Origin of the sequence: Clostridioides mangenotii TR, from assembly GCF_000498755.1 — a bacterium.
Classification (GTDB): Bacteria; Bacillota; Clostridia; order Peptostreptococcales; family Peptostreptococcaceae; genus Metaclostridioides; species Metaclostridioides mangenotii_A.
This window is the reverse complement of record NZ_AXUS01000007.1, coordinates 1-25,144: the sequence shown is the minus strand read 5'-3', so window position 1 is coordinate 25,144 and position 25,144 is coordinate 1. Positions and strand designations below refer to the sequence as shown.

The 25,144-nt window shown below is 30.3% G+C and carries 22 protein-coding genes and 1 riboswitch; of the genes, 14 read left to right on the top strand and 8 right to left on the bottom strand.

The window, feature by feature from the left end:
• Nucleotides 1-82 precede the first annotated feature (82 nt).
• The 5 genes from larB to T473_RS0104875 all read left to right on the top strand — a co-directional run bounded on the left by larB (nucleotide 83) and on the right by T473_RS0104875 (nucleotide 5,131).
• Nucleotides 83-826 carry a nickel pincer cofactor biosynthesis protein LarB gene (gene larB / locus T473_RS0104890; RefSeq protein ID WP_024620900.1) on the top strand — a complete coding sequence of 248 codons (744 nt, stop codon included), beginning with the start codon at nucleotides 83-85 and terminating at the stop codon, nucleotides 824-826.
• A gap of 24 nt (nucleotides 827-850) precedes the next feature.
• A complete protein-coding gene (gene larC / locus T473_RS19380) occupies nucleotides 851-1,582 on the top strand; it encodes a nickel pincer cofactor biosynthesis protein LarC (protein ID WP_024620899.1) in 732 nt (243 codons plus the stop codon).
• Between the two features lie 65 nt (nucleotides 1,583-1,647).
• Nucleotides 1,648-1,977 carry a nickel pincer cofactor biosynthesis protein LarC2 gene (larC2, locus tag T473_RS19375; protein WP_278246346.1) on the top strand — a complete coding sequence of 110 codons (330 nt, stop codon included), beginning with the start codon at nucleotides 1,648-1,650 and terminating at the stop codon, nucleotides 1,975-1,977.
• 128 nt (nucleotides 1,978-2,105) lie between these two features.
• Nucleotides 2,106-2,207, top strand: a riboswitch (purine riboswitch).
• Nucleotides 2,208-2,476: 269 nt separating this feature from the next.
• Nucleotides 2,477-4,012 carry a glutamine-hydrolyzing GMP synthase gene (guaA, locus tag T473_RS0104880; protein ID WP_024620898.1) on the top strand — a complete coding sequence of 512 codons (1,536 nt, stop codon included), beginning with the start codon at nucleotides 2,477-2,479 and terminating at the stop codon, nucleotides 4,010-4,012.
• 417 nt (nucleotides 4,013-4,429) lie between these two features.
• Complete coding sequence (locus T473_RS0104875) at nucleotides 4,430-5,131, top strand: heterodisulfide reductase-related iron-sulfur binding cluster (RefSeq protein WP_051365871.1); 702 nt, start codon at nucleotides 4,430-4,432, stop codon at nucleotides 5,129-5,131.
• Between the two features lie 621 nt (nucleotides 5,132-5,752).
• Here T473_RS0104875 and T473_RS0104870 read toward each other — a convergent pair.
• Both T473_RS0104870 and T473_RS0104865 read right to left on the bottom strand, forming a co-directional pair.
• Complete coding sequence (locus T473_RS0104870) at nucleotides 5,753-6,763, bottom strand: PTS sugar transporter subunit IIC (protein ID WP_029791530.1); 1,011 nt, start codon at nucleotides 6,761-6,763, stop codon at nucleotides 5,753-5,755.
• Nucleotides 6,764-7,242: 479 nt separating this feature from the next.
• On the bottom strand, nucleotides 7,243-7,965 hold the full coding sequence (locus T473_RS0104865) for a helix-turn-helix domain-containing protein (protein ID WP_024620895.1): 723 nt from the start codon (nucleotides 7,963-7,965) through the stop codon (nucleotides 7,243-7,245).
• Between the two features lie 51 nt (nucleotides 7,966-8,016).
• On the opposite strand from T473_RS0104865, the gene T473_RS0104860 reads away from it, so the two are divergent.
• Together T473_RS0104860 and T473_RS0104855 are read left to right on the top strand one after the other, a co-directional pair.
• Nucleotides 8,017-8,664, top strand: coding sequence for a FecCD family ABC transporter permease (locus T473_RS0104860; protein ID WP_278246345.1), 648 nt, complete (start codon nucleotides 8,017-8,019; stop codon nucleotides 8,662-8,664).
• A 20-nt stretch (nucleotides 8,665-8,684) separates the two neighbouring features.
• On the top strand, nucleotides 8,685-9,470 hold the full coding sequence (locus T473_RS0104855) for an ABC transporter ATP-binding protein (RefSeq protein ID WP_024620893.1): 786 nt from the start codon (nucleotides 8,685-8,687) through the stop codon (nucleotides 9,468-9,470).
• 189 nt (nucleotides 9,471-9,659) lie between these two features.
• Here T473_RS0104855 and pstC read toward each other — a convergent pair whose 3' ends face one another.
• Together pstC and T473_RS0104845 are read right to left on the bottom strand one after the other, a co-directional pair.
• Nucleotides 9,660-10,583 (bottom strand): phosphate ABC transporter permease subunit PstC, encoded by a 924-nt coding sequence (gene pstC, locus T473_RS0104850; RefSeq protein ID WP_024620892.1) that lies wholly within the window; start codon nucleotides 10,581-10,583, stop codon nucleotides 9,660-9,662.
• A 208-nt stretch (nucleotides 10,584-10,791) separates the two neighbouring features.
• Nucleotides 10,792-11,628 carry a phosphate ABC transporter substrate-binding protein gene (locus T473_RS0104845; protein WP_024620891.1) on the bottom strand — a complete coding sequence of 279 codons (837 nt, stop codon included), beginning with the start codon at nucleotides 11,626-11,628 and terminating at the stop codon, nucleotides 10,792-10,794.
• Between the two features lie 453 nt (nucleotides 11,629-12,081).
• On the opposite strand from T473_RS0104845, the gene T473_RS0104840 reads away from it, so the two are divergent.
• The gene (locus tag T473_RS0104840) at nucleotides 12,082-12,822 is read left to right on the top strand and encodes a class I SAM-dependent DNA methyltransferase (RefSeq protein WP_029791527.1); all 741 of its coding nucleotides are present in this window, start codon (nucleotides 12,082-12,084) and stop codon (nucleotides 12,820-12,822) included.
• Between the two features lie 251 nt (nucleotides 12,823-13,073).
• On the opposite strand, the gene T473_RS0104835 is transcribed toward T473_RS0104840, so the two are convergent.
• The gene (locus tag T473_RS0104835; RefSeq protein WP_200865879.1) at nucleotides 13,074-13,523 is read right to left on the bottom strand and encodes a GAF domain-containing protein; all 450 of its coding nucleotides are present in this window, start codon (nucleotides 13,521-13,523) and stop codon (nucleotides 13,074-13,076) included.
• Nucleotides 13,524-13,917: 394 nt separating this feature from the next.
• On the opposite strand from T473_RS0104835, the gene T473_RS0104830 reads away from it, so the two are divergent.
• From T473_RS0104830 to T473_RS16245, 5 genes are all read left to right on the top strand, one after another.
• Entirely contained in the window at nucleotides 13,918-14,199 is a 282-nt protein-coding gene (locus T473_RS0104830; protein ID WP_038300325.1) for a GNAT family N-acetyltransferase, read from the top strand.
• Nucleotides 14,200-14,682: 483 nt separating this feature from the next.
• Nucleotides 14,683-16,998 (top strand): helix-turn-helix domain-containing protein, encoded by a 2,316-nt coding sequence (locus T473_RS0104825; RefSeq protein WP_024620888.1) that lies wholly within the window; start codon nucleotides 14,683-14,685, stop codon nucleotides 16,996-16,998.
• A 161-nt stretch (nucleotides 16,999-17,159) separates the two neighbouring features.
• Nucleotides 17,160-18,374 (top strand): MFS transporter, encoded by a 1,215-nt coding sequence (locus tag T473_RS0104820; RefSeq protein WP_024620887.1) that lies wholly within the window; start codon nucleotides 17,160-17,162, stop codon nucleotides 18,372-18,374.
• A gap of 35 nt (nucleotides 18,375-18,409) precedes the next feature.
• Nucleotides 18,410-19,843 (top strand): M20 family metallopeptidase, encoded by a 1,434-nt coding sequence (locus tag T473_RS0104815; RefSeq protein WP_024620886.1) that lies wholly within the window; start codon nucleotides 18,410-18,412, stop codon nucleotides 19,841-19,843.
• A 148-nt stretch (nucleotides 19,844-19,991) separates the two neighbouring features.
• Complete coding sequence (locus tag T473_RS16245) at nucleotides 19,992-20,171, top strand: hypothetical protein (RefSeq protein ID WP_200865878.1); 180 nt, start codon at nucleotides 19,992-19,994, stop codon at nucleotides 20,169-20,171.
• A gap of 236 nt (nucleotides 20,172-20,407) precedes the next feature.
• Here T473_RS16245 and T473_RS0104805 read toward each other — a convergent pair whose 3' ends face one another.
• The gene (locus T473_RS0104805; protein WP_024620885.1) at nucleotides 20,408-20,980 is read right to left on the bottom strand and encodes a TetR family transcriptional regulator; all 573 of its coding nucleotides are present in this window, start codon (nucleotides 20,978-20,980) and stop codon (nucleotides 20,408-20,410) included.
• A gap of 264 nt (nucleotides 20,981-21,244) precedes the next feature.
• On the opposite strand from T473_RS0104805, the gene T473_RS0104800 reads away from it, so the two are divergent.
• A complete protein-coding gene (locus T473_RS0104800) occupies nucleotides 21,245-22,939 on the top strand; it encodes a CocE/NonD family hydrolase (RefSeq protein ID WP_024620884.1) in 1,695 nt (564 codons plus the stop codon).
• A 136-nt stretch (nucleotides 22,940-23,075) separates the two neighbouring features.
• Here the strand turns inward: T473_RS0104800 and T473_RS0104795 are convergent, their stop codons facing one another.
• A complete protein-coding gene (locus T473_RS0104795; protein WP_024620883.1) occupies nucleotides 23,076-24,104 on the bottom strand; it encodes a DUF4179 domain-containing protein in 1,029 nt (342 codons plus the stop codon).
• Nucleotides 24,105-24,118: 14 nt separating this feature from the next.
• Nucleotides 24,119-24,640: a sigma-70 family RNA polymerase sigma factor gene (locus tag T473_RS0104790; protein WP_024620882.1), complete on the bottom strand. Its 522-nt coding sequence runs from the start codon at nucleotides 24,638-24,640 to the stop codon at nucleotides 24,119-24,121.
• Between the last annotated feature and the right edge of the window lie 504 nt (nucleotides 24,641-25,144).

The following is a 25,144-nucleotide window of genomic DNA, read 5'->3' as shown; positions in this document are numbered from 1 at the left end:
TTCTGGAAATTTTTTAGGTTTTTAAAGAATTTATACAGATAAGATTTTTGATAATACTATAGAAAGGGTATGAGCAAAAATAATGGATTTAAAAAAACTACTAGAAGAAGTAAAAAATGATAAATTGGATATAGATTCAGCTTTAAATGAGCTGAAAAATTTGCCATATGAGGATTTAGGGTATGCCAATATAGATCACCACAGAGAGATTAGAAACGGATACCCAGAAGTAATATACTGTGAGGGAAAGACTGATGAACATATTTTAGGTATAGTGGATAAGATGTACAAAAAAGATTCTAATATACTGGGAACAAGATGCAGAGAGGAAACTTTTTTAAAACTAAAGAACATATATTCAAAAGCACAATATGATAAATTATCAAAGACGCTGATGATACAAAAACACCATATAGATGATACAGGGAAAGGTGAAATTTTAATAGTTTCAGGTGGAACATCGGATATTCCTGTAGCAGATGAAGCCTATTACACTGCAAAGTTTATGGGAAACAAAGTGGAAAGGTTATATGACGTCGGGGTTGCTGGTATTCACCGCTTGTTGGATAAGAAGGAATTATTGGATAGGGCAAGGGTAATAGTGGCTGTAGCGGGCATGGAAGGAGCTCTACCTAGTGTTGTAGGTGGTCTTGTAAATGTACCTGTAATAGCTGTTCCGACTTCAGTGGGGTATGGAGCTAATTTTGGAGGTTTATCTGCACTTTTAGGTATGTTAAATAGCTGTGCTTCAGGATTATCTGTAGTCAATATAGATAATGGGTTTGGAGCTGGATATCTAGCATCCATGATTAATAAATTAGATTAAAATTAAGACATATAGGAGGTAGGTATGAGTAGTAGAGTTCTTTATTTTGATATAGTAAACGGAATATCTGGAGATATGACAATCGCAAGTTTGCTGGATTTAGGAGCTTCAAGAGATGTATTTCTACAGGAGTTAAGCAAACTTGGAATGAGTGATGAATTTGAAATAAAGGTGGATTCAAAAAATGAAAGTGGAATAGTAGGTACAATCGTAGAAGTTATTTCAAAAGAAGGTCATTGCCACAGGCATGTTAAAGATATATTTGAAATTATAGATAATAGTGAATTAAACGATAGAGTTAAAGAAAATGCTAAAAAAGTATTTATGACTATTGGAGAAGCTGAAGCGAAAGTTCACGGTACAACTGTAGAAAAAATTCACTTCCATGAGGTTGGAGCTGTTGATTCTATTGTTGATGTTGTAGGAGCGTGTATTCTGATAGATTTGCTAGAGGTAGATTTAATTTACTCAAGTCCAGTGCCTGTTGGATCTGGTTTTGTAAAATGTGATCATGGAATTATGCCAGTACCAGCCCCTGCTACTATTGAGATACTAAAAGATATTCCAGTTAAGTTCAATACAGTTGAGGGAGAATGCACTACACCAACTGGAGCTGCAATAATAAAGTCACTCTGCAATGAAATTGTAGATGTGCTTGAAGTAGAACCTAAGAAAATAGGTTATGGGATTGGTCATAAAAAGTTTGAGATACCTAATATGCTTAGGGTTATCTTAGCCGAAAAAAAAAAGAAGTAACTAGCGGCGAGGTATACAGTACTGAAGAAGAAGCTGTATATGAACTGATAGCTAATATAGATGATATGTCTGGTGAGATATACTCGTATATATACGATAAATTGCTAAGTGAAGGGGCATTGGATGTATACACTCAAAGTATATTTATGAAAAAAAATAGACCTGCAACTAAACTTTCAATATTATGTGCTAAAAAAGATAGAGAGAAATTTGTAGAAATGATACTTAAAGAGACAAGTACTTTTGGTGTTAGGTATATTGAGTATAATAGAAGTGCAATGAACAGGAAATTCACTGAAATTAACACTGAATATGGTTTAATATCTATCAAATTGGGATACTATAAAAATAAGCTAATAAAGTACTCGCCAGAATACGAAGATTGCAAAAAATAGCTGAAAAAACAGGGCTTCCACTTATTGCGATTTTTGACAATATAAATTCGAGAATTATAGAAGAAATTGACGAAAACTTATTGACATAATACTTGAATTTGTGATAAATTAGTACTCAGTTGTAATTATAAATTTAATATAAAATCACTCGTATATACTCAGTAATAAGGTCTGAGAGTTACCCCTAAGATACCGTAAATATCTTAACTATGAGTGAAATTATTATAGCAGAATAGCTAGTAAAGTAAATATGTAGGCTGATTAATATCCCTATGTGTTGGCTATAAATTTTATAAGCTCTTCTGGAGACCTGTATAGTAATTTCACTTTCCTGAAAATGTTGGAAGTTATTATACAGGTTTTTTGTATAGATTTATAAGTCGAACGAAAACGGAGAATAATTTGATTAATATTCGTTAGAGTTATCAAATTATAAAAAATGTGTTAATATAGTTATATATAATGTAATTAAAATTAAAATATTGTAAGGAGAGAGATTATGAAACATGAACTAGTATTAGTAGTAGACTTCGGTGGTCAATACAACCAATTGATTGCAAGAAGAGTTAGAGAAAACAATGTATACTGTGAAATAATTCCATACACAGCTGGAGTTGATGCGATAAAAGCAAAAAATCCTAAGGGTATAATATTTACTGGTGGACCAAACAGTGCGTACTTACCAGATTCTCCTCAAATATCAGCGGATATATTTGATTTAGATATTCCTATATTAGGAATATGCTATGGAGACCAACTAATAGCTCACACTTTAGGTGGAGTAGTTAGAAAAGGTGAAAAACAAGAAAAAGAATACGGAAAAACTGAGATAAATTACGGAAATTCAGCATTATTTGAAGGTCTGACTACTAGTTCTGTATGGATGAGTCATACTGACCTTATAGAAAAAGCACCTAAAGGATTTGATATAGTTGCAACTACAGCAGTTTGCCCTGTAGCAGCTATGGAAAATGCCGCTAAGAAAATATACGGTGTTCAATTTCATCCAGAGGTTGAGCATAGTTTAGAAGGGCATAAAATAATTAAAAACTTCTTATACAATATATGTAAAGTAAGTGGAGATTGGACTACAACTTCATTTATAGATGACAAAATAAAAGAAATAAAAGAAAAAATAGGCGATAAGAGAGCTTTATGTGCATTAAGTGGTGGAGTTGATTCATCAGTTGCAGCTGTACTAATTCACAGAGCCATTGGAGATAACCTTACATGTATATTCGTAGATCACGGTCTACTTAGAAAAAATGAAGGCGATGATGTTGAGAGAATATTCAAAGAAAGATTTGATATGAACTTAATCAGAGTTAACGCTCAAGATAGATTTTTAGGAAAATTAAAGGGAGTTACTGAGCCAGAGTCTAAGAGAAAAATAATAGGTGAAGAATTCATAAGAGTATTTGAAGAAGAATCAAATAAATTAGGTAAGATGGACTTCCTAGTACAAGGAACAATCTATGCAGACGTTATAGAAAGTGGTCTTGGAGATGCGGCTACAATCAAATCTCACCACAACGTTGGTGGAATACCTGAAGATGTAGATTTCCAAGAAATAGTTGAACCTTTAAGAGAGTTATTCAAGGACGAAGTTAGAAGAATAGGTCTTGAGTTAGGAATAGATGAAGATTTAATATTTAGACATCCATTCCCTGGTCCAGGACTTGGAATAAGAGTAATAGGCGAAGTGACTGAAGATAAATGTGACATATTAAGAGAAGCTGATGCAGTTTATATGGACGAGCTTAGAAAAGCTGGGCTTTACACTGAAATATGGCAAGCATTTGCAACTTTACCAGATGTTATGACAGTTGGAGTTATGGGAGATGAGAGAACTTACGCTCACTTAGTAGGTTTAAGAGCAGTTAATTCTTCTGACGGAATGACATCTGATTGGTACAACATGCCTTATGATATTCTAGAGAAGATATCTAACAGAATAATCAACGAGGTTGATGGTGTTAACAGAGTAGTTTACGATATAACTTCTAAACCACCAGGAACAATAGAGTGGGAATAGACTTAAAGCATTGAAACTACTAGATTGTATGATTTAGATAGAATAATAAAAGCGTGTTAGATATTGCTTATTATAAGTGGTATACAACACGCTTTTTTGCGTTTTTGCGTACTCGATATGGGAGGGTTAGATATCATAAGTAAAGATGTCAAATGGCAAAAATTAATGTTGGGAGGAGTTTGAATATAAGGGTTTGAAGAGTTGAGAACTTTAACTTATAAGAATCGTAGGGGCGACAGATACAGGACATCCGCTGACAGGTGACAATTAGAACCGCATTTTGGGGAGGCGGTGCTAGTCTCGCTAGCAATGTGCGGAAAAGCATAGTATAATGGATAAGACACCTTATTGTGATTATAATTCGCCGCAACAGGTTGGAGGTATAACTATAATTTATTTAATTAATAGGAGGTTTTTATGAATGGATTACGACTTTCAAGCATACCCTTGTCAAGCATAAATATGGACAAATGCTATTTTAATGCAGGTTGTGCGTTTAATACATATAAGCCAGAATCAGAAGAAAAAATACTTAAAATTTTACAGAAATATTTTGGACCAGTGAAACTGCATAAAATTTGTTGTCATCATGAACCGAAATTAGAAAATGGATCAATCATAATTAATAATTGTGCAGGTTGTGATAGGCGTTTTCGTAGTCTATATGCTTGGGTAAACACAATATCTTTATGGGAAGTGTTAGATTCTATAGAGGATTTACCCTTACCAAAACATTCTGGACTAACTCTTTCTGTGCATGATTCCTGTTCATATCGTCCAAAACCACAAGTTCATGCTGCAGTTAGAAGTTTGCTAAGAAAAATGGATATAGAAATTATTGAGTCAGAATATTCGGGAACAAAATCAATCTGTTGTGGTGACAATTTTTATCCCCAATTACCGGTCCAGAAGGTAATAGCATTTCAAAAGAAGAGGGCAGCCCAGATGCCTTGTCAAGATGTGGCAGTTTATTGCGTTTCCTGTATAAAATCTATGACAATTGGTGGGAAAACCGCACATCATATGGTTGATCTTTTGCTAAATGAGTTAACAGATCCTCAGGAGACCAACATTGTTGAATATCATAGTGAGGTGCAAAATTATATTGACAATCATTAAAATTTTTACTCGCGAGGTTACGAGAATACTCTCAATAACAGCTGATTGAAAGGTCATATAATACTAGAAAAATGAGAAATAATGGGAAATATATTAACAAATTTGCAAATGATTTTATTGGGCGATCTAGATGCTACAATACTTATTATTTATCGGGTGAAAGTTTTGAATATCAAAGTATTGAAAAATATTGATTGTATGATTTAGATAAATAATTAAAGTGTGTTAGATATTACTTAATTTTAAGTGGTATACAACACACTTTTTTGAGCTTTAATGACACTCCTTATCACATAGAATATAAATTTGAATAAAAAAATCGAGGGTTTAACCTCGATTAATATATCTAATATTATTACTCTTTACTTTGTTTTTATCTTAAATCGTATTATTACATATTTTAAAATATTATATTTTTACAATGACATTAAAAAATAGATAAATCTAAAATATTAGAGTTATTAAAAACAGATATCAAATTTATATAGAAAGAACGATTTTCAACTTATAGTTAAAAAATTAACTAATCAACCAATAAACTAATAATTTTACGTAACTACTCAAACAATTAACAAATCATGTTATATTACTCTTTTAACAGATTAATTTATTTTTACGTATTTAAGCAACTTCAGCAACTTTTGTCGCTTTTTTCTTAAATATCATGCTTCCTACCAAACCGGCAATAATACCTCCTAAAATAGCAAGTCCAATTGCTGCTAATACTTTAAGGGGATGGTTAAAAGCAAAAGGTGCAAGAAGTCCTGGTATAGGTGAAGCAGTTCCAGGAGCATTATTTACAATATGTAGAGAAGCAGCAGCAATTCCTGCAAGTCCTCCTCCAAAGAAATTAGAGCAATAAATAGGGATTGGATTGGATGTAACGATATCTGCTTGAGTTAAAGGTTCCAGCATAACTGCTATCACGTTACTTTTATCTCCTAATTTTAAGCGATGAAAGATAATACCATTAGTAAAAGAACCACCAACGCACGCAATCGCAGCGATGCCCATTGGCAATCCTGTAAGTCCCAGCATTGCAGTCAGCGCCATGGAGCTTAAAGGGGATGTACATATCATTTTAATGATTCCTCCAAGAAGTAACCCCATTATAATGGGGGACTGCTCTGTGGCAAGTGTGATTGTGGTTCCAATCTGTGACATTACCATATTTACTCCTGGATCAACAAAAATTACAATTGCTCTCGCTATTGGAGCAATGAGAAGGGCACCTCCTATGATGTCAATACCTGTTGGCAGTTTTTTTTCGATTAGAGGAGCTAAAAAACCTACAACGTATCCAGCTATGAAACCAGGAAGAATTCCATACCCACCTACAGCAACGCCTGCCACCACAGATAATACAGGATTAGCTCCCATTGAAATTGGTACTAAAATGGCAGCTGCCACGCCTCCTAAACTACCAGAAGTCTCTCCTAATATTTGGAAAAATTTAATACCAAGTAAGTCTCCTGAAATGTATCTATGAATCGCCTCAACTAAAAAAGTAGCCACAGCAGCATTGGCCATTCCAGACATAGCTAGTTGCCCTTTTGGCATTTTCAAACTAAAAAGAGAAAAAGCTGATAATGCTATTAATAATAATGATATTCCTAAAATAATTGTTATCATAAATATCTACCTTTCTTACATTATTTTAAAGAAGATATATAAAATGATTTACTCCTGACATTGGTCAATGAAGAAAACGTTTGAAAAGTAAAAATTATAAAATTATTAAGCTGCAAATCAACAGATACCATAATATATCTGCTCTATATATTAAATACTTAAATTATAACACTTATACTTCTCAAATTTTCGTATTTTATATAAATAAATATCGCAATTAATTGCATAATAATATTTTTTAATTTAGTATAATACATTTAATAATAATTTTTTAAAATAAAATTGTTATTAATATTATAAAGATAAGCGAATTATATTTTATTTTAGCTAAAAATATATATGTATAAAATTAACAATGAGATAACTATTACAACACGCTTTTCTGCTTCCCATAGGCTGCCTATTCTTATCCCAACAATTGAATATAATTCTACTATAGGAATAAGGTTTTTTAGATGTAAAATAATAGTATATGATTCCTAATGATATTTATATAAATTCCTGTAGTTCTTAGGGTACATACCAAAAGTTTTAAAGAACATCTGACTAAATTTACTAGCGTTTTTATAACCTACAGACTTGGCAATTTCCTCAATACTTGCGTCAGCATCTGCAAGTAAAATCAAAGAATATCTTAATTTTACTGATATAGAATACTGAGTAATAGTAGTGTTGTAAACAGCTTTAAAGCTTGATTTTAACTTAGTTGGGCTCATTTTAGCTATGTAAGCTAGCTCTTTGATTGTAGGTTTATCTACGTAGTTTTTATCTAATACCTCTCTAACTATGTTTAAAGATTTTAAATCATCTTTAGATAGTACTTTGTTAGAATCTCTTGCTACTTTAATTTTATTAGATATGTCTACTATTATAGAAATAATCTCGCCAATTTTACTCTCATAATAAATTCTGTTGTTTACATTTGATGCCATTTTACTCTTTATTTGTTTAAATATTAATGAAATCTCTGGAGTATTGTATCCAGGTGGTATTAGATTTATTGATTTTAAAAATTTTATATTATCTTCTGGGAATTTCGAATTTATATATTCATCATAAAAATCTGAAAATAATGTAACTGTTACAAATTTAAGAGGGGAATCTGCTTGGTACAATAATTTCATAGGTCTGTGGTTGTTTACAAATACGTTTATTCCTGCCTTTAGATCTATAGTTTTATATCCCTTTTGAGATCTGCTCATGTTTCCAGATTCTAAATAGATAATTTCTATAAAGTTATTTTTATTTCTGCAGTGTTATTGCCAATACTTGCTTTTTTAGGTGGCATGGGAGCGGCAATTATAATTTACTTATTAATATATAAAAAAGGTAAAAATATATCATCAACAAGACTCTTACTTACTGGAGTAGCTGTAAATACAGGAATTAATGCAGCTACACTATTTATAACGCTAACTTTAAATCGGCAACAATATGAATTTACACAGCTTTGGACAGCTGGGAGTATATGGGGAGATGAATGGAGATATATTGTGGTACTATTGCCTTGGGTTTTGGTATTTTCTGCATTAATCTTCTATAAGTCCAGAATTATAGACGTTTTAAATCTTGGTCAAGGGATGGCTATAGGTTTAGGTGTAAATATAAATAAAGAATTCATAGTTATATCGATAGCAGCGGTTGCGCTGGCAAGTGGATGTGTAGCAATAGGAGGGTCGATACTTTTTATAGGGCTTATAGCACCACATTTGGCTAGAAAACTAGTTGGAGCAAATAATAAAATATTGATACCAACATCGGGATTATTAGGAGGCATTTTTTTACTTATGTCAGATACAATAGGTCGAATTATAATGTCTTCAACAGAGATCCCAGCGGGCATAGTAGTTTCAATTATTGGAGCCCCATACTTCATATATCTTTTATACAAATCTAAGTAAATCATAAAGGAGGACAAGGAATGAAAAGTATAGTCACCAAAGATTTGTCAATTTCATATGGTGAAAATCTGATAGTAGACAATTTATCCATTGAAATACCAAAAGGTGAGATAACAGTAATAATAGGCCCTAAAGGATGTGGGAAGTCAACAACATTAAAAACAATAGCTAGGATGTTAAAGCCTACAAATGGAAATATTTTTATTTTAGGAAATGATATAGAGAAGATTCCAACAAAGGAAATTGCAAAACAAATGTCTACTTTACCCCAAACACCAAAGGCCCCAGGAGGATTAACCGTAACTGAACTGGTTGCATATGGAAGATTCCCTCACCAGAAAGGATTTGGAAAATTATTAAAAGAAGACAAAGATATAATTGATTGGGCGATTAAGGCTACCAATGTAGAAGAGTTTAAGGATAAGCAGATAGACTCGTTATCAGGAGGTCAGACACAACGCGTTTGGATCGCGATGGCACTTGCTCAACAGAGTGAATTGATACTTTTAGATGAGCCGACTACTTACTTAGATTTAGCACATCAATTGGAAATACTAGAATTGCTTCAGAAATTAAATCAAGAGCAACAAAGAACTATAGTAATGGTACTTCATGATCTAAATCTCTCATCTAGATTTGCCGATTATATGATAGCAGTAAGGAGTGGAAATGTAGTTTGTAGCGGAACTCCATTTGAGGTAATGACAAAGGAAAATTTAAAAAGTGTTTTCAATATAGATGCAGAAATCATATTAGATCCTAGAACAAGTAAACCTCTATGTATGACATATGATTTGATTAAGTGATTGAGACCATATCGCAACTTGCGATATGGTCTCTTTTAATATGGGATATATGGGATTAATATTTAACAGGGGTAATCTTGAATACTAAAATATAACACGAAAGACTTACATCTTAGATATGAATAGAAGTAAAAATGACTTACATCTTAGATATGAATAGAAGTAAAAATGACTTATCACAGTGGAGTACTATTTTACCATCTTATTAGAAATTTTATTTAGTATAAGATTTAGTATTAGTATGAATACAAATAGCACCACGCCAGTTGCAAATAACATTTCTTGATGTACTCCATATGCATATCCCATTTCTAAAGCTATATTTGTTGTAAGGGGTCTAACACTATCTAATACTGAAGAAGGTAAATTAGCTAAATTACCTGCTATAAGAATAATTGCCATAGTTTCACCTAACGCTCTTCCCAAGCCTAGTACTACTGCTGATAATATACCTGATTTTGCGGCGGGTAATATAACTTTAAATATTGTTTCTATTTGTGAAGCACCTAAGGCTAAAGATCCTTCTTTATATTCCTTAGGAACTGCTCTAATAGCAGTTTCTGATACTGATACAATAGTTGGTAGTACCATAATAGATAGTACAATAATCACAGCTAACAAAGTCTGTCCTTTTGGTATATTAAATGTATTTTGTATAGACGGGACAATTACCACTATACCAAATATACCGTACAAAACAGATGGGATTCCAGCTAATAATTCTACTGCTGAAGAAACAATCTTAGAGACTTTTTTTGGTGCCAATTCAGCTATGTATACAGCAGTTAATATTCCAATTGGAACTCCAATAAATAGAGCTCCAAGAGTTCCATATAGCGATGCTACTATCATCGGTAGTATGCCAAACTTTTCAGCTGAAGGTATCCACTTACTACCAAATATGAATTCGGTAAACGAATACCCATCAAAAATAAACGGTTTTAGACCCATATAAAATACAAAAGCTATTATCAAAAATAAACAAGCAACTCCTAATAAAGCGCTTAACATAAAAATATTTTTAGTGATTTTCTCAACTAAACACTTAAGCCTATTATTATTGTTAAGATCACGGTTTTGTTCAATTTTTACATTTCTCGATTTTAGTATCATTTACACCCTCTCTTTCTCTATTTAACACATCTTTCAATACTAGGTATCTAAGGTTGTTCTCTAGTAATCATTCATAAGGGAATATACAGTTTTTTAATAAATTAAGAAGACCTGATAAATATTTATTTTTTAATATTTGATTGATTCAATCGATTTTTAAAAAGCCATAGGAAAAATTCTCATGGCTTTTTAAGATATCTATTAGTTATTACTTAACTCCAACAAAACCGTGTTCTTCTACTACCTTCTGTCCATCTTCGCTTAATATATAATCAATAAATGCTTGACCTTTATCTGATAATCCTTTTGGCTTATTTACTAATAAGAAAGGTCTTAATATCGGATATTTATTAGATTTGACATTATCAACTGTTGCTTCTACTCCTGAAATCGATATACTATTTACTTCTTTGTTTACATATCCAAGTGATATATACCCTATTGAACTTTTGTTTCCTGCTACAGTCGTTTTTATATTCCCTGATCCATCGCTTATAATTGCACTGTTTACGAGTTCTTCAGCAGCGTATCCTACTATAGTTTCAAATCCTTCTCTTGTTCCAGAACCGTCTTCTCTTGATACAACAACTATAGATGAATTATCTCCTCCAACTTCTTTCCAATTTGTTATTTTACCAGTATAAATTCCTTTAATTTGTTCCATAGTTAAATCTTTTACTTTATTTTCTTTATTTGTTATAACTGCAATCCCATCTATAGCAATTTGTGTTTCTTTTAAATTTGATTGTTTTTCTTCTTCTTTAAGATCTCTTGATGTCATTCCTATTTCAGATGTACCATCAATTGTGTTTTTTATTCCGGAAGAAGAACCTATTTGCTGAACTTCTATATCAGCCCCTTTACCTTTACTCTTTTTATATTCTTCTACAAGAGGTTCCATTACAGCTCCAACTGATGTAGATCCCGAAATTTTAATACTATTGGAATTAGATTTTTGCCTGTCTACTCCTTTTCCACAACCTACTGTAACAATACCTATCATTATTGAAAGTGCTAGAACTATTAACTTCTTATTTTTTAACATCTACTAATCCTCCTAATAAATTATTTTTTAAACTCTAAATTAATAATAACTAAATCTTGTTAAGCAATTATTATATATACGTAAATAAAGAGTAAACATTGTTTATAATTCTTTACATTCTTTACGTAATTTTTTAATCAGTTATTACTGAATTCACAGATTCCTTTTTTCATATCCATTCCGAAAGCTCAAAGCTGATTAGAACGATAGTCAGAGTCTCAACTTTTCAATAGAATGTTAATTTAACACTGCCTTAATAATATAATTTTCTCTTTAAGAAGAGGTACTAATAATCTATAAAAATAGGTGTTATTCTGTTATTTGATAGGTCATGAAATTTATGGTAGAATCAAATTAATATTTAACGCAATAAATTATAAAGTATATAACAGAAAATATTAGTTTTTCAGATATTAGTGAATTCTGATGATAATACATTATTGGAGGGAAATCATGTTCAAAGAATACGGCGAATTAAGTACCAAGTTATATGAAATAACCAAACCAGTAGGATATTCAATTGATGGGGATATTGAATACTACTTCAGTAAATTAGAAAATTTGAACGGAAACATTTTAGAAGCAGGTGTTGGTACAGGGCGTTTTCTCATACCGCTTATTCAAAACGGACTGCATGTTGAAGGGGTTGATTTATCTTTAGAAATGATTAAACAATGCAAAGTAAATATGAACGAACATAAGGTAGATACTAAAGTGTATCAACAAGACTTAACTAATTTATTTTTACCTAATAAATATGATGCAATTATAATGCCCACTGGTAGCTTTTGTTTATTGCCAAAAGATAAAGTAAGCCAAATTTTAACTTCTTTTTATAATCATTTAAATATAGACGGTAAAATAATAATCGATTTAGAATTACCAATAGATTTTAAACTTGGTGAAGTGAGCTCAAGTAGTTATTCATTAACTAAAGAGGAAGGGATACTTTTTACAAGCATTAGTGAAGAGATTGATTGGTTCGCACAAAAAACTTCATATATTCATAAGTATGAGTTACTAAATAAAGGTTCAATTGAAAGTACTGAAGTTTCGCACTTTACTTTATTTTGGTATGGTATAACAGAATTTGAATTACTCTTAAAAGAAGTAGGCTTTGATAACATAAACTATGAATTGGGATACGGACATGATAGCCAATCGTCATTGATCACATTTATTGCTACTAGATAAAACAAGTAAAGACAGGATACAAGCAAGTTTGTATAAAAATCTTTCTAAGTTCAATAAACAGCAATGTTAAAGCGTCTGTTCCTATAATATTCATTTTTTAAAACAAAACTACTTAACAAGCTGACAGGATAGTTTAATAAAAAGGATGAACTATATCAGAAAATATTTATATGAAACAGTTTAAGTATAAATTAAGTTCATAATAAAAAGCTGACCAAATAATTATTTTTAGAACAGCTTTTTTGTTTATATTAATTCCAAAGATAATGTTTAACTTCATCAATTAAATTTTCTAATCCTACCTGATCTTCTTCTGAAAAACGAGAGAAAGTTGTAGAATCTATATCTAAGACAGCTTTTACTTCACCTTTTATAATAATAGGTATAACGAGTTCCGAATTGCTATCACTATCGCATGCAATATGTCCAGGGAATTTGTGCACATCGTCAATTAGTTGTGTTTTTTTCCTGGAAACAGAAGTTCCACATACACCTTTTCCAATATTAATTCTAGTGCAGGCAACTTTGCCTTGAAAAGGCCCTAAAACAAGCCCACCATCCTTTATGAAATAGAACCCGAGCCAATTTATATCTTCTATCGCATCATATAGAATTGCACTTATATTTGATGTGTTTGCTATAAAATCTTTTTCGTTCTCTATCACTGAAACTATTTGCTTTGTAAGCAATGAATAATCCATAGTAATACCCCCTTTTTAGATATTTTATCATAGATGATAATAATATCCAAGAAAGCAAGTAGATGGGCACATGTTATTTCTATGTTACTCATGTGTTCCGACAACTCGAAAAATTTTGATCACAAGAGCTATGAGATTAAAATTTATATAAACGTCTATTCATTTATAAATAACTCCTTTTAAAATGAGCAAATCACTCTATTTATTATATTCAGTCAAAATTTTTATACTATTTTTTGTCTTATTATTCAATTAAAACTTATAACAATGTTAAATTGAATTAAATTTAAAATATTTTAAAAAATAATATAAAAGTTTAAAATTACAATTGCAAGGTATAATACATAATAATAAGATTTTAAACTCACTAGTTTAAAAATATGGAGGTTATTTTATGATTGAATATGTATTTGAGGAAACAAAAAATAGATTTGCAGCGTATCATGAAGGAAAAGAAGTTGGAGAAATAACATTTACTAAAGATGGAGATAAGGTTTTGATAGTTGATCATACGTATGTAAAGGAGGAATATAGAGGAAAATCTATAGCAAATAGATTGGTAAAGCATATAGTTGATTTAGCTATATCACAAAATAAATCAATAGTTCCTCTGTGCTCATTTGTAAGAAAAGAATTTGGTAGAATTCAGGAATATCAGGCTATTGAATATAAATAAAATATTATAAATACTTACGATGTATAAAAATTAAATTAAATTGTGTTAAATATACTTGATTTTAAGTAGCATGCAGCACGCTATTGTGATGATTATTATAGTTGTTAGGTATAAGATAAGAAAAATAAATAGAGAACTAAGTAAAATATGGATATGAAACTGTATTAAGTGTTCAATAGAAATATTGAGTCGGGAATGCTAATAGTAGTGATAAAAGGAAAAAAGCTATAGAATACCTTTGTTATAAGGGGATCTATGGCTTTTTATACGTTTGTTATAGTATTACAGATTTATTTTGAGTATTTTAAATGTTGAATGTGTAACCTATATATTAGATGTACATTATTGTTAATATATATTAGGAGGATGCTAATTATCATATTATTTCGAATCAGTTATATAACGAATAAGAATTACAAATCAAGACCCTTTCGTAAATATATATGGTAATATGTAAATATTATAATAAAGGGAGTTGAAATTATGAAACAAGCATTTACCCTTAAATTAATGGAAATCCAATATCTACCTACACATCAATTCGATGGTTGGAAGATTCATTTTGTGATAAATGGAGAAATTAATGTTAACATCGAGAGTGAAAGACACGACCTAATTTCAGAAGATATAATAGTTGTAAATCCTATGGAGATTCATAGTGTTTCTTCTAATAAGGACAATCTAACCATGATTATGCAAATTGATAGAAAACAGCTTGAAGAGATGTTAAAGGAAGATTTTCAATTTAGATTTAATTGCAATACAACAGGAGCTTATAGTTCTAGAGAAGAGAAGAAATATAAGAAGATAAAAAATTTATTGATTGAAATGATGATGAAAGCTGTTAACAAATCATCATCCGAATTTGATATGTACAGACATTTTTTTGACCTATTAACTTTGCTATCAAGTGAATTTCTAATAAAGAACATCTTTGAAAAGCCACAAGGACAATTGATAAAAGATGAAAAAATTAGACGTATAATGGAATATGTTAATAAGAACTATAAGGATCAGATATCTTTAGAGGAGGTTGCTAAAAAGGAATTTTTGTCATATAGCTACCTCTCTAGATATTTTAAACAGGAAGTAGGAGTGTCCTTTAGCGAATATATTACTAAAGTTCGTTTACAGAATGCCGTTGAAAATCTGCGAGATTCTAAAGATTCAATTATTAAGATTGCGATGAGAAATGGTTTTTCAACAAGTAAATCATTTTATAAACATTTTAAAAAATATTTTGGAGTAAGCCCTGCTGACTATCGTATGCAAAATCAAGATCTATTTAAAAAAGAGTTTAATCCTTTGTTAGAATCTAAGTATAGAGAAATATCAGAGGAAGAGGCTTTACACAAACTATCTGGTTTTTTAGTTAAAAATGATATTGAAGATCCATACGGAATTGTGAATAGCAATATTACTATAGACTGTATGCAAGAACGGGACAGCTCTGTAGAGGTACAGAAAAAATCTAAAATACTTAATATTGGAGATGCGGATAACCTTCTGATAAAGGATTGTATAGATGAAATTGAGGATGTTCAAAAAAATCTAGGTTTCGAATTCATAAGAATGATAGGTTTCTGTAAAGAGAGTTCAACTCAAAATAATATTAGTCTTGTTTCAAGCTATAATCGAAATAATAGACTATTTAATTTTATTATGCGGTTAGGATTTTTACCAATCATAGTAGTTGATCAAAAAAGATTGCAACAGACAAATATTGATATTGACGATGAAGTAAATGAATTAAGAAAATTTATTAAACATTTTTTAGGATACTTTGGAAAGGAAAAAGTTTCTAGATGGCATTTTGAATTTTCTTTTGATATTAATATTAATGGAGATGAAAATTCTACATCTAAATTGATAAAATTCGCAAAGGAATTAAAAGAAGAGTTTCATTTTAATAATATTGGATTGGATTTTGGAGATATTCAAAATGAGGAAGTGTATAAAAAAAATAGATTTTTAATTGATAAAGTGAAAGAACATGAAATGAAGTTTTCATTTCTTGGATTAAGAGGAGATTTTTTTCAGTATTACAATGATCAAGGAGAGTTTGTATCTTCTGATTTTTTAGACAAGTATTATAAGTTAAAAGAAGAGAGTCGATCCATTTTTACCAAGCAAAGATCAATATTTTTAACTGAATGGAATACTTTAGTTGGAGATAGTGGTCCACTTGCAGGAACTTTTTTCAGAGCAGCTTTAATTATTCATACACTAGATATACTAAAGGATGAAATTTTAGGTTTTGGATATTGGCTGAATATAGATATAAAATCTTCTCTTTCTAATAAAAATGAAGATAATTCTCTTTCATTATTTCTCTTTGGATATATCAAAAGGCCTGCATATTTTACTCTTAAATTTTTAGATAAAGTACGTGGATTTATTATTTATCAATCGCAAGATACAGTGATCTACAAGTACAATGAAGAATACCATATTATTCAGTATAATTCCTGTTTACTGGAGCCGAAACTCTCTGTTAGCAATCAATTTATTCAATACCAAACTAAGACAATAGACATCGAATTTTTCAATCTGCCAGCTCGTGAGTATGTTGTAAAAAGTTATTTATTAGATAAAGATCATGGCGGAATTTACAATGATTGGTTGAGACTTGGTGGAGAGAAAGAAATTGACCAAGAATATATGGATTATTTAGAGACTACAATTGCTCCAAAATATATTTTGAAACATATAACTATAAATGACAGTATGATTTCATTGTCCTCTACGTTAACTATGAATGCAGTTAAGTATATTTGTATAAGGCCTACACTTTATTAGTAATTAAAGGTGGGTCCTTTTTTTACTTAACAACTTACAATATCAGAAAGAATAAAAAAAAGGGATGGAATCATAGCAAAAATAACACCCTTGATAATAAAAATACATATTATAATATTTATTAAGAAATCGTTTTCTAATAAGGATAGTTGGAGGTAAATATGGAAAATCAAGTTGAAAAAAGTTCATTGAAAGGTAAAAGTACAGTTCTTATCCTAACATTAATGTTTGGTTATTCAATGGTTTATATGGATAAGAATATGATTTCAACAGCTATTATACCGATTGCAGCAAAATTCAGTTTAGATACAGGACAAACAGGACTTATTATGTCTTTCTTCTTCTTAGGATATTCATTAATGCAAATTCCTGGTGGATGGTTGGCAGATAAAATCGGTTCAAAAAAAGTTTTGATGCTTTCACTACTACTAATATCAATATTTTCATTTGCTTTTGGTGCTGTTAGTAGTTTAATGCTTTTTATGTGCATTAGATTTTTTGCAGGTATTGGACATGGAGGATATCCACCTAGTTGTTCAAAATCTATAGCAGATAACTTTGTTAAAGAAAAAAGAACTTTCGTTCAATCGTTAATTTTATCAACTTCAGGTATAGGAGGAGTCTTAGCCTTTACGTTAGGAGCAAATTTGATATCTTATAACTGGAGATATGCTTATATTGCACTAGGAACTTTATTTTTAATAGCATTTGTATTAGTATTTATATTTGTACCAAATACTGAAAAAACGAGTTCTGCAGATAAAAATTCAGCAAAGCCTAAAGTTAGCTTAAAGAATGTAATAAGTAACAAAAACGTACTAGTTTTATTTTTAGCAATGTTATTATTAAATTTCCTATTATATGGAATTATGTCATGGATGCCTAGTTATTTATCAACTAAATTCTCAATGGATCTTGGAAAAACAGGTATGATATTGGCTACTAATGCTGTCTTCCAAACTATAGCGACTATTTCAGCGGGTTCATTATTATCAAAAATGTTTAATGGTAAAGAAAAAGTATTCATTTTGGGAGCTACAACTCTTAGTGCCGCTTTAGTATTAGGATTTGTATATTCTAATAACTTAGCACTATCTATAGTATGCTTAATTTTAGTTAGTATAGTTTCAGTATCTGCATTTACGGCTATATTCACATGGCCACATAAAATATTCGATCCATCTATTATTGGTTCTTCTATAGGAATTATCAATACAGGAGGAACAGTTGGTGGGTTTTTAGCACCTATGATTTTAGGTTACTTAATTAAAGTTGCTTCAGGTTCATTTACACTAGCATTTACTTTTATGGCTGTAGCTTCCTTACTATGTGGTGTTAGTGTACTTATGATAAAAAAGAGCAGTGATAGCAAATAATTTACAATATAAAAATTTTTTATGGAGGAACTTATATGAATGATGCAAAAAAAGAAATAATCGATATTATTGAAGAAAAAAGCCAAGAATTTTTTGAGGCTTCAAACTGTATTTGGGAAACTCCAGAGACTAGATTCGCAACTAAAAAATCTGTAGATCAGCATTATAAAATACTTGAAAAAGAAGGTTTTAAAATAGAAAAAGGTGTAGCTAACATGGAGTACTCCTATGTTGCTACTTTTGGATCAGGGAAACCAGTTATAGGTATGTTAGCTGAGTATGACGCTTTAGGAAACTTAAGCCAAGTTGCTGATGTCGCTGAACAAAAGGCAATAGTGCAAGGTAGCAATGGACACGGATGCGGTCACAATCTTTTAGGTATGGGTGCATTGGCTGGTGGAGTAGGAATCAAAGAGTATATAGATCGCCATAAATTGAGTGGTACAGTTAAGATATTTGGATGCCCAGCGGAAGAAAGTGGATACGGAAAAGCTTTTATGGCTAGAGATGGTGTATTTGATGGAATTGATGCTGCGCTAACATGGCATCCAATGGATGTAAACCAAGCTTGGGGGGATAGCAGTTTAGCAGTTTATCAAGTTTATTATAAATTTAAAGGAATTTCAGCTCACGCAGCTGCAGCTCCAGAAAAAGGAAGAAGTGCACTTGATGCAGCTGAGTTAATGAATATAGGTGTGCAGTTCTTAAGAGAACATATTATAGATCAAGCTAGGATACACTATGCGTTTATTGATGCAGGCGGCGAATCTGCAAATGTCGTTCAACCAACTTCTAAGCTATACTATTTCATAAGAGCTCCTAGAACTGAACAAGCTGCTGAAATATATGAAAGATTAAATAAGATAGCTAAAGGTGCAGCTCTTATGACAGAGACTGAATTAGAAATTGAGTTTGATTCAGCATGTGCTAATTATTTACCAAACCATGCTTTGACAACAGTTATGAATGAAAATCTAAAATTAGTTACGCCAATGAATTTAACTGATGAAGAGTTAGAATACCAACAAAAATTCTATGATACTCTACCAGAAGATGCAAAAAGAGGTTTATACTTACGTGCTAAAAAGGCATTTCCAGATTTAAGCGAAGAAGAACTTCAACAAATTGCAAAGATGCCAGTAAACACTAAAGTATTCCCATTAGCTTTTACTGATAATACTGCAGGGTCAACAGATGTTGGAGATGTTAGTTGGATAGTTCCAACAGCACAGGTTACAATTGGATGTGAGCCTCAAGGTACCCCACCACATTCATGGCAGTGGGTAGCAAATGGTAAATCATCAGTTGCACACAAAGGTTTATTGAATGCTGGTAAAACAATTGCGTTAACAGCGTACGATGTTTTAGTAAATCCTGAACTACTTGAAACTATGAATCAGGAGCATTTAAATACTCTAGGTGGCAAAAAATATGAGTCAGCTATTCCAACTGATGTTATGCCTCACTAATTAGATTAAAACTCAAAAATATAATTATTAAGTTTAGTACGGCTGTTATTAATATAGAAAATGAAGTAAGAAAATTTTTTGGGAACACATCAGGAGCAATTTTAGTTGATAGAACAAATTTATAGATTCTTATCAAGCACCTATGACATTGTTACTAGCAGACGTGTTTTCTCAAGTTGAAATAATTGACCCTAGATATATTGAAAATATAGATTTAACTTATGATCAAATTATACGAAACAGTGATTCGGATATAGTTTTATTTATGTATAATAGTTTTGGGTTTGGAGATATGATTAAAGAAATGATTGATAAAGGTATCAAATAGATGAAAATTTTATATTAGAGCTACACAATCTATAAATTAGATGTGAAGTTCTTCTAGTTATGATGTATTATATTAAAAATTTCTCTATCTTTTCTATCAAAACTACTTAACAAATTATTTATCTCGTCTATTTTAATTTTTAGCTGAAAATGAAACTGATGCTAATTCATATCTATTGCATCAGTTTCCCTTTTATATAAATTTCAACTATACCTAAATTGAAATTTAATGTTTATTTAAACTATTATTCTAAAAAAAGTATTGTGGAAGTTCTGTAGTCTTTGCGCCACTTCCTGAACTGTATAAACATTATTACTTTCCAAAATAAACTTAAGTGTTGCTAATATAATTGCAGCACAAATATATGATTCATATTCTATATCACGATTTTCTTTATTGTCATCTTCTATAAGATTGATATAACTATATTTTATAATTTCTTGCATATCATCATACACATGAATTTTTTCTGTTCTAATTTTCCATAGCCCTAAAATAGTCATCTTTTGAGCATAAAGTTCTTCAAGCAATTCATCTTTAAGATTTAATATGTCTTTAAGCTCTTTTCCATTTATGAAGATAAGATTAACTAAAGGTTTAAATTTATCTAAAAAATCCAGAGAGATTATCTCTGCCAAATTGTATTTATCAGTATAATACTTATAAAAAGTTGAACGATTAATCAAAGCCCTATCCAATACGTCTTTAACAGTTATAGAGTTGAAGTCTTTTTCGTTTAATAGTTGAATAAATGAACTTTTTATATTGTTATTTGTCTTAATTACTCTTAAATCATTTTTAAGTTCCATAAAGCACCTCATAATTTATTATATTTACGTATATATTATATCCGAAATAAATAATCAAATATAGTATATGAATAAACTTATACAATATTTTTTAATTTATATACATATGCAACATTTGACCTGATTTTGTTGTTTATCAAACACTTTATTAAATACTTGATGGTTGTTTATAAGTGTAAATGAGAGTATATTTCAATTAAGGACAAGCAAGCAATAAAAATTCTCTAAAGAATAATTTAAAAAATGAAAAGGAGAACAAAATATATGAATAAATTTTTAGGAAATCCTACTTTAACACCAACAAAATTTGATGAACCAAATCCAGGACTTAATAACATAGTTGTAAACACAATATATTATGGATATCAAGAAATGATTATGGAAAAAGATGTACCTGTTAAAATGAGTGATGGGGTTACACTTTATGTAAATGTATTTAGACCAAATAAGCCAGGCAAGTTTCCAGTTGTAATGTCTGCTGATGCTTATGGAAAAGATTCATTATCACATTTTAAGGCAATACGTCATACTTGGCCTACTTTAGGAGCTTTTGAATATTCAGATTTCACTCCATTTGAATCTCCAGATCCAGGATTTTGGGTTCCAAATGATTATGTATTAGTTAAAGTAGCAGTAAGAGGTAGTGCAACTTCTGAGGGAGATCTTCATCCATGGACAATGTCAGAGGCAAAAGATTACTATGAAGTTGTAGAGTGGGCAGGAGTTCAAGAGTGGAGTAATGGAAATGTAGGTACAAATGGGGTGTCATACCTTGCTGTTACCCAATGGATGATGGCATCATTAAATCCACCTCACTTAAAAGCAATGATTCCGTGGGAAGGTTTAAACGATGTTTATCGTGAGGTTGCATTCCACGGTGGAATACCTAATACAGGATTTTATAAGTCTTGGGCTGATAGTGTTGTAGAGAGATGGCCAGATACAAAAGTAGATGATATGATGAAAATTCAAAAGGAACATCCACTATTTGATGAACGTTGGGAGAAAAATACACCTGATTTAACTAAGATAAAAACTCCAATGCTTGTTGGTGCTAGTTGGTCTACTATAGGGCTACACAGTAGAGGTACTTTTGAAGGATTTAAGCAAGCATCAACTGAAGATAAGTGGTTATTAATTCACGGTCGTAAAGAGTGGGAAATGTACTACAGAAGAGAATCACTAGAACTTCAAAAAGCATTCTTTGATTATTTCCTAAAAGGTATAGAAAATGATTGGAGAGAAAATCCAAGAGTTCGTTATGAATTAAGAGATAAGTTCTTCCAAGGTCAAGATAAAATAGCAAATGAGTGGCCAATAGAAGGTACTAAATATACAGAGTTTTACTTAAACGGTAAAGATATGACACTTCAAGCATCACCAGTTAAAGAAGAATCTGTTGTGTCATACAATGCAGATTCAAGCAATACAGAAACTAATGAAGTAAGATTTAAAATAGAATTCAATGCAGATACAGAGATTACTGGTAATATGAAACTTAAACTTTGGGTTAGTGCAGATGGTGCTGATGATATGGACCTATTTGCAGGTATCAAAAAGTACGATAAACGTGGTAATGAAGTGTGTTTACCAGACTTTAATCATATCGAAAATGGACAAGTAAGTAGTGGATGGCTAAGAGTTTCACATCGTGAATTAGATGATGAAAAATCTACTCCAGCACAACCATGGTTAAAGCATAAAAACCTACTAAAATTATCAAAAGATGAGATAGTTCCAGTAGAGATAGAATTATGGCCTTCAGGTACATTATTTAAGTCAGGAGAATCTTTAGAGGTTGTTGTAAAAGGTAGCGAAATAATTACTGAAGACTCATCGATTTATCGTGTACAACGTTACAAGCATGAAAAAACTGTAAACAAAGGAACTCATAAGTTCTACTTAGGTGGAAAATATAACTCTCACTTATTAGTACCAGTTATCCCTAAAAGAGGTTAGATTTATAAGAATAACTAAGCCCTAAAAATATATTAAAAGATAAATAGTAAGCCCTTAAAATCCATTTATTAGATTTTAAGGCTTTATATTCGTTTTAATTACATAACTAGTCCATAAATTGAAACTTAACGACCAGTTATTTTAATTTATTCAAGTCTATAACAAACTCTTCGCCAATTTGTTTAAAGTTACTATTCATCTTATTTCCTGTATTTGCTTGCTTTGCAGCATAAGGAGTAAGTGTTAATTTTGTTGCTTTTTCATTTAAATTTTTATCTAATTTATTAAATATTAATTTACCTTCTTTATCATTAGTGCTTTTTAAATAAAACTCAACATCATTTCCTAAATCATCTTTTCCAACTAATTTTATGTCATAAAATATATCCTCATCGTTATGAATTTTTCTATTATAAATTATTTTAGTACCTAATATATTAGTTCTATATTTTTTTAATGTCATAGTTTCATCCTCACCCAAATCAAAAGATTCATTTAAGTCCATAGTTTTCGTATCAATAGCAAGTTCATCGCTACTTATCTTAAATTTAAATTGCCACCTTCCTTTTATTACATTTTCTTTATTATTTTCAAAGTATGTTGGGTTTAAATAAACTAGCTTAATATCTATATCACTCTTTAAACTTTCTTCTAGTCTATAGGTAATTACCCGTTCAGTAGTATTTTTATCTGTTGCAATAGCATTTCCATAACCACTTAACATTGTTGATTTTCCATTTACGTAAATTACTGGGTCACAGGAAATATATTCATGCTTAAGTTCTTTATCATATTTATAAGTTGTAGAAACTATTAATTCATCTTCGTCAAGTATAACCTCATTTAAAGTTATTGTAAGACCATTTTTCGATATTGATTTTCCAACAACCGTTTTATATTCATCTAAATTAAATTCTATGCCTAGAGCATATTTTATGTCATACATTACCTTATAAATATTTGCATAAACTGGTTGGCGAAATGTAAATAATCCTCCAGCTATAACTAATCCTGATATAGTAGCAACTAATACCTTTTTATATTTATTATTTATTTTATTTAAATTAGATTTAACTGATGATTTTATAAGCGCTTTATTAACATTAACTTCCTCATAATTATCTATATCAAATTTCACATTGTTAAATTCCTTATATTCGTTCATATCTAATAACCTCCTTATTTATAAATTTTTTCTCTAATCTTTTTTCTCCCTCGAGATAGTCGAGTATAAAAACTAGATATACTTAAATTATTTTCTTTTGCTATAACTGGGGCTTCTATCCCCTCTAAATAATATTTAATAAAAATTTCTTTATCTTTTTCAGGTAAATGATTAAAAATTTCTTCTATACCATCTTCAATTTCAAGCCTAAGTAAATTTTTGTCTATGTAATAAATATCATCTTCAATTTCCAATGTACTTGTATTAGATAAGTATTTCTTTTTATAATTAATTGCCTTATATTTTGCTATTACACAAATCCAGTTCTTAAAAGAATTTTTATCCTTTTCATAGCTTTCGATATTCTCCCAAATAGCTATAAATACATCATTGATACATTCCTCTTCATAGTTTATTAATTTACCTAAGTTTTTTCTTACAACAGATGCTAAAAGTCCACTGTATCTATCTATTAGCATCTCTATTCCTTTTTGCTTTCTCTTTTTGATATGTTTAATAATCAATGTATCTTGCAAGTTTACTTCCTCCCTTTCATGACCGTAAAAGCTTTTACATTACTTATATACAATTTTATTTATCAAAACCTTACAGTTTCTAAATTTTTTTTCTATTCCCTAAAAACACATTTAAAAATAGTTAGTAAAAATACACTTAAAATACAAAGACCTCAGATTAATTTTTAAAAGTTATTTATAATAAAAATTATACCGATATGATTTAACAAACATATCGGTATAATCTGTAATACTAAATATTGTCTTGACTATGTAAATATGACAATATCTCTCCCAAGGCAGGAGTAACCGTCTTTTTAGACGGTTGGACTAACAAGTAAAACAGGACTATATAATTCCATGTTTTACTAAGCGCAATAATATATCTACTATACAAATAAAGATTATTAATATTATGTAATATATATAAATCACCTTTCAATAAGGTAAATCAACGTTTATTCAATATATCTATACTAGATTATTCATTGTAAAATTATTCTTTATTTTTATATTATATTAAAT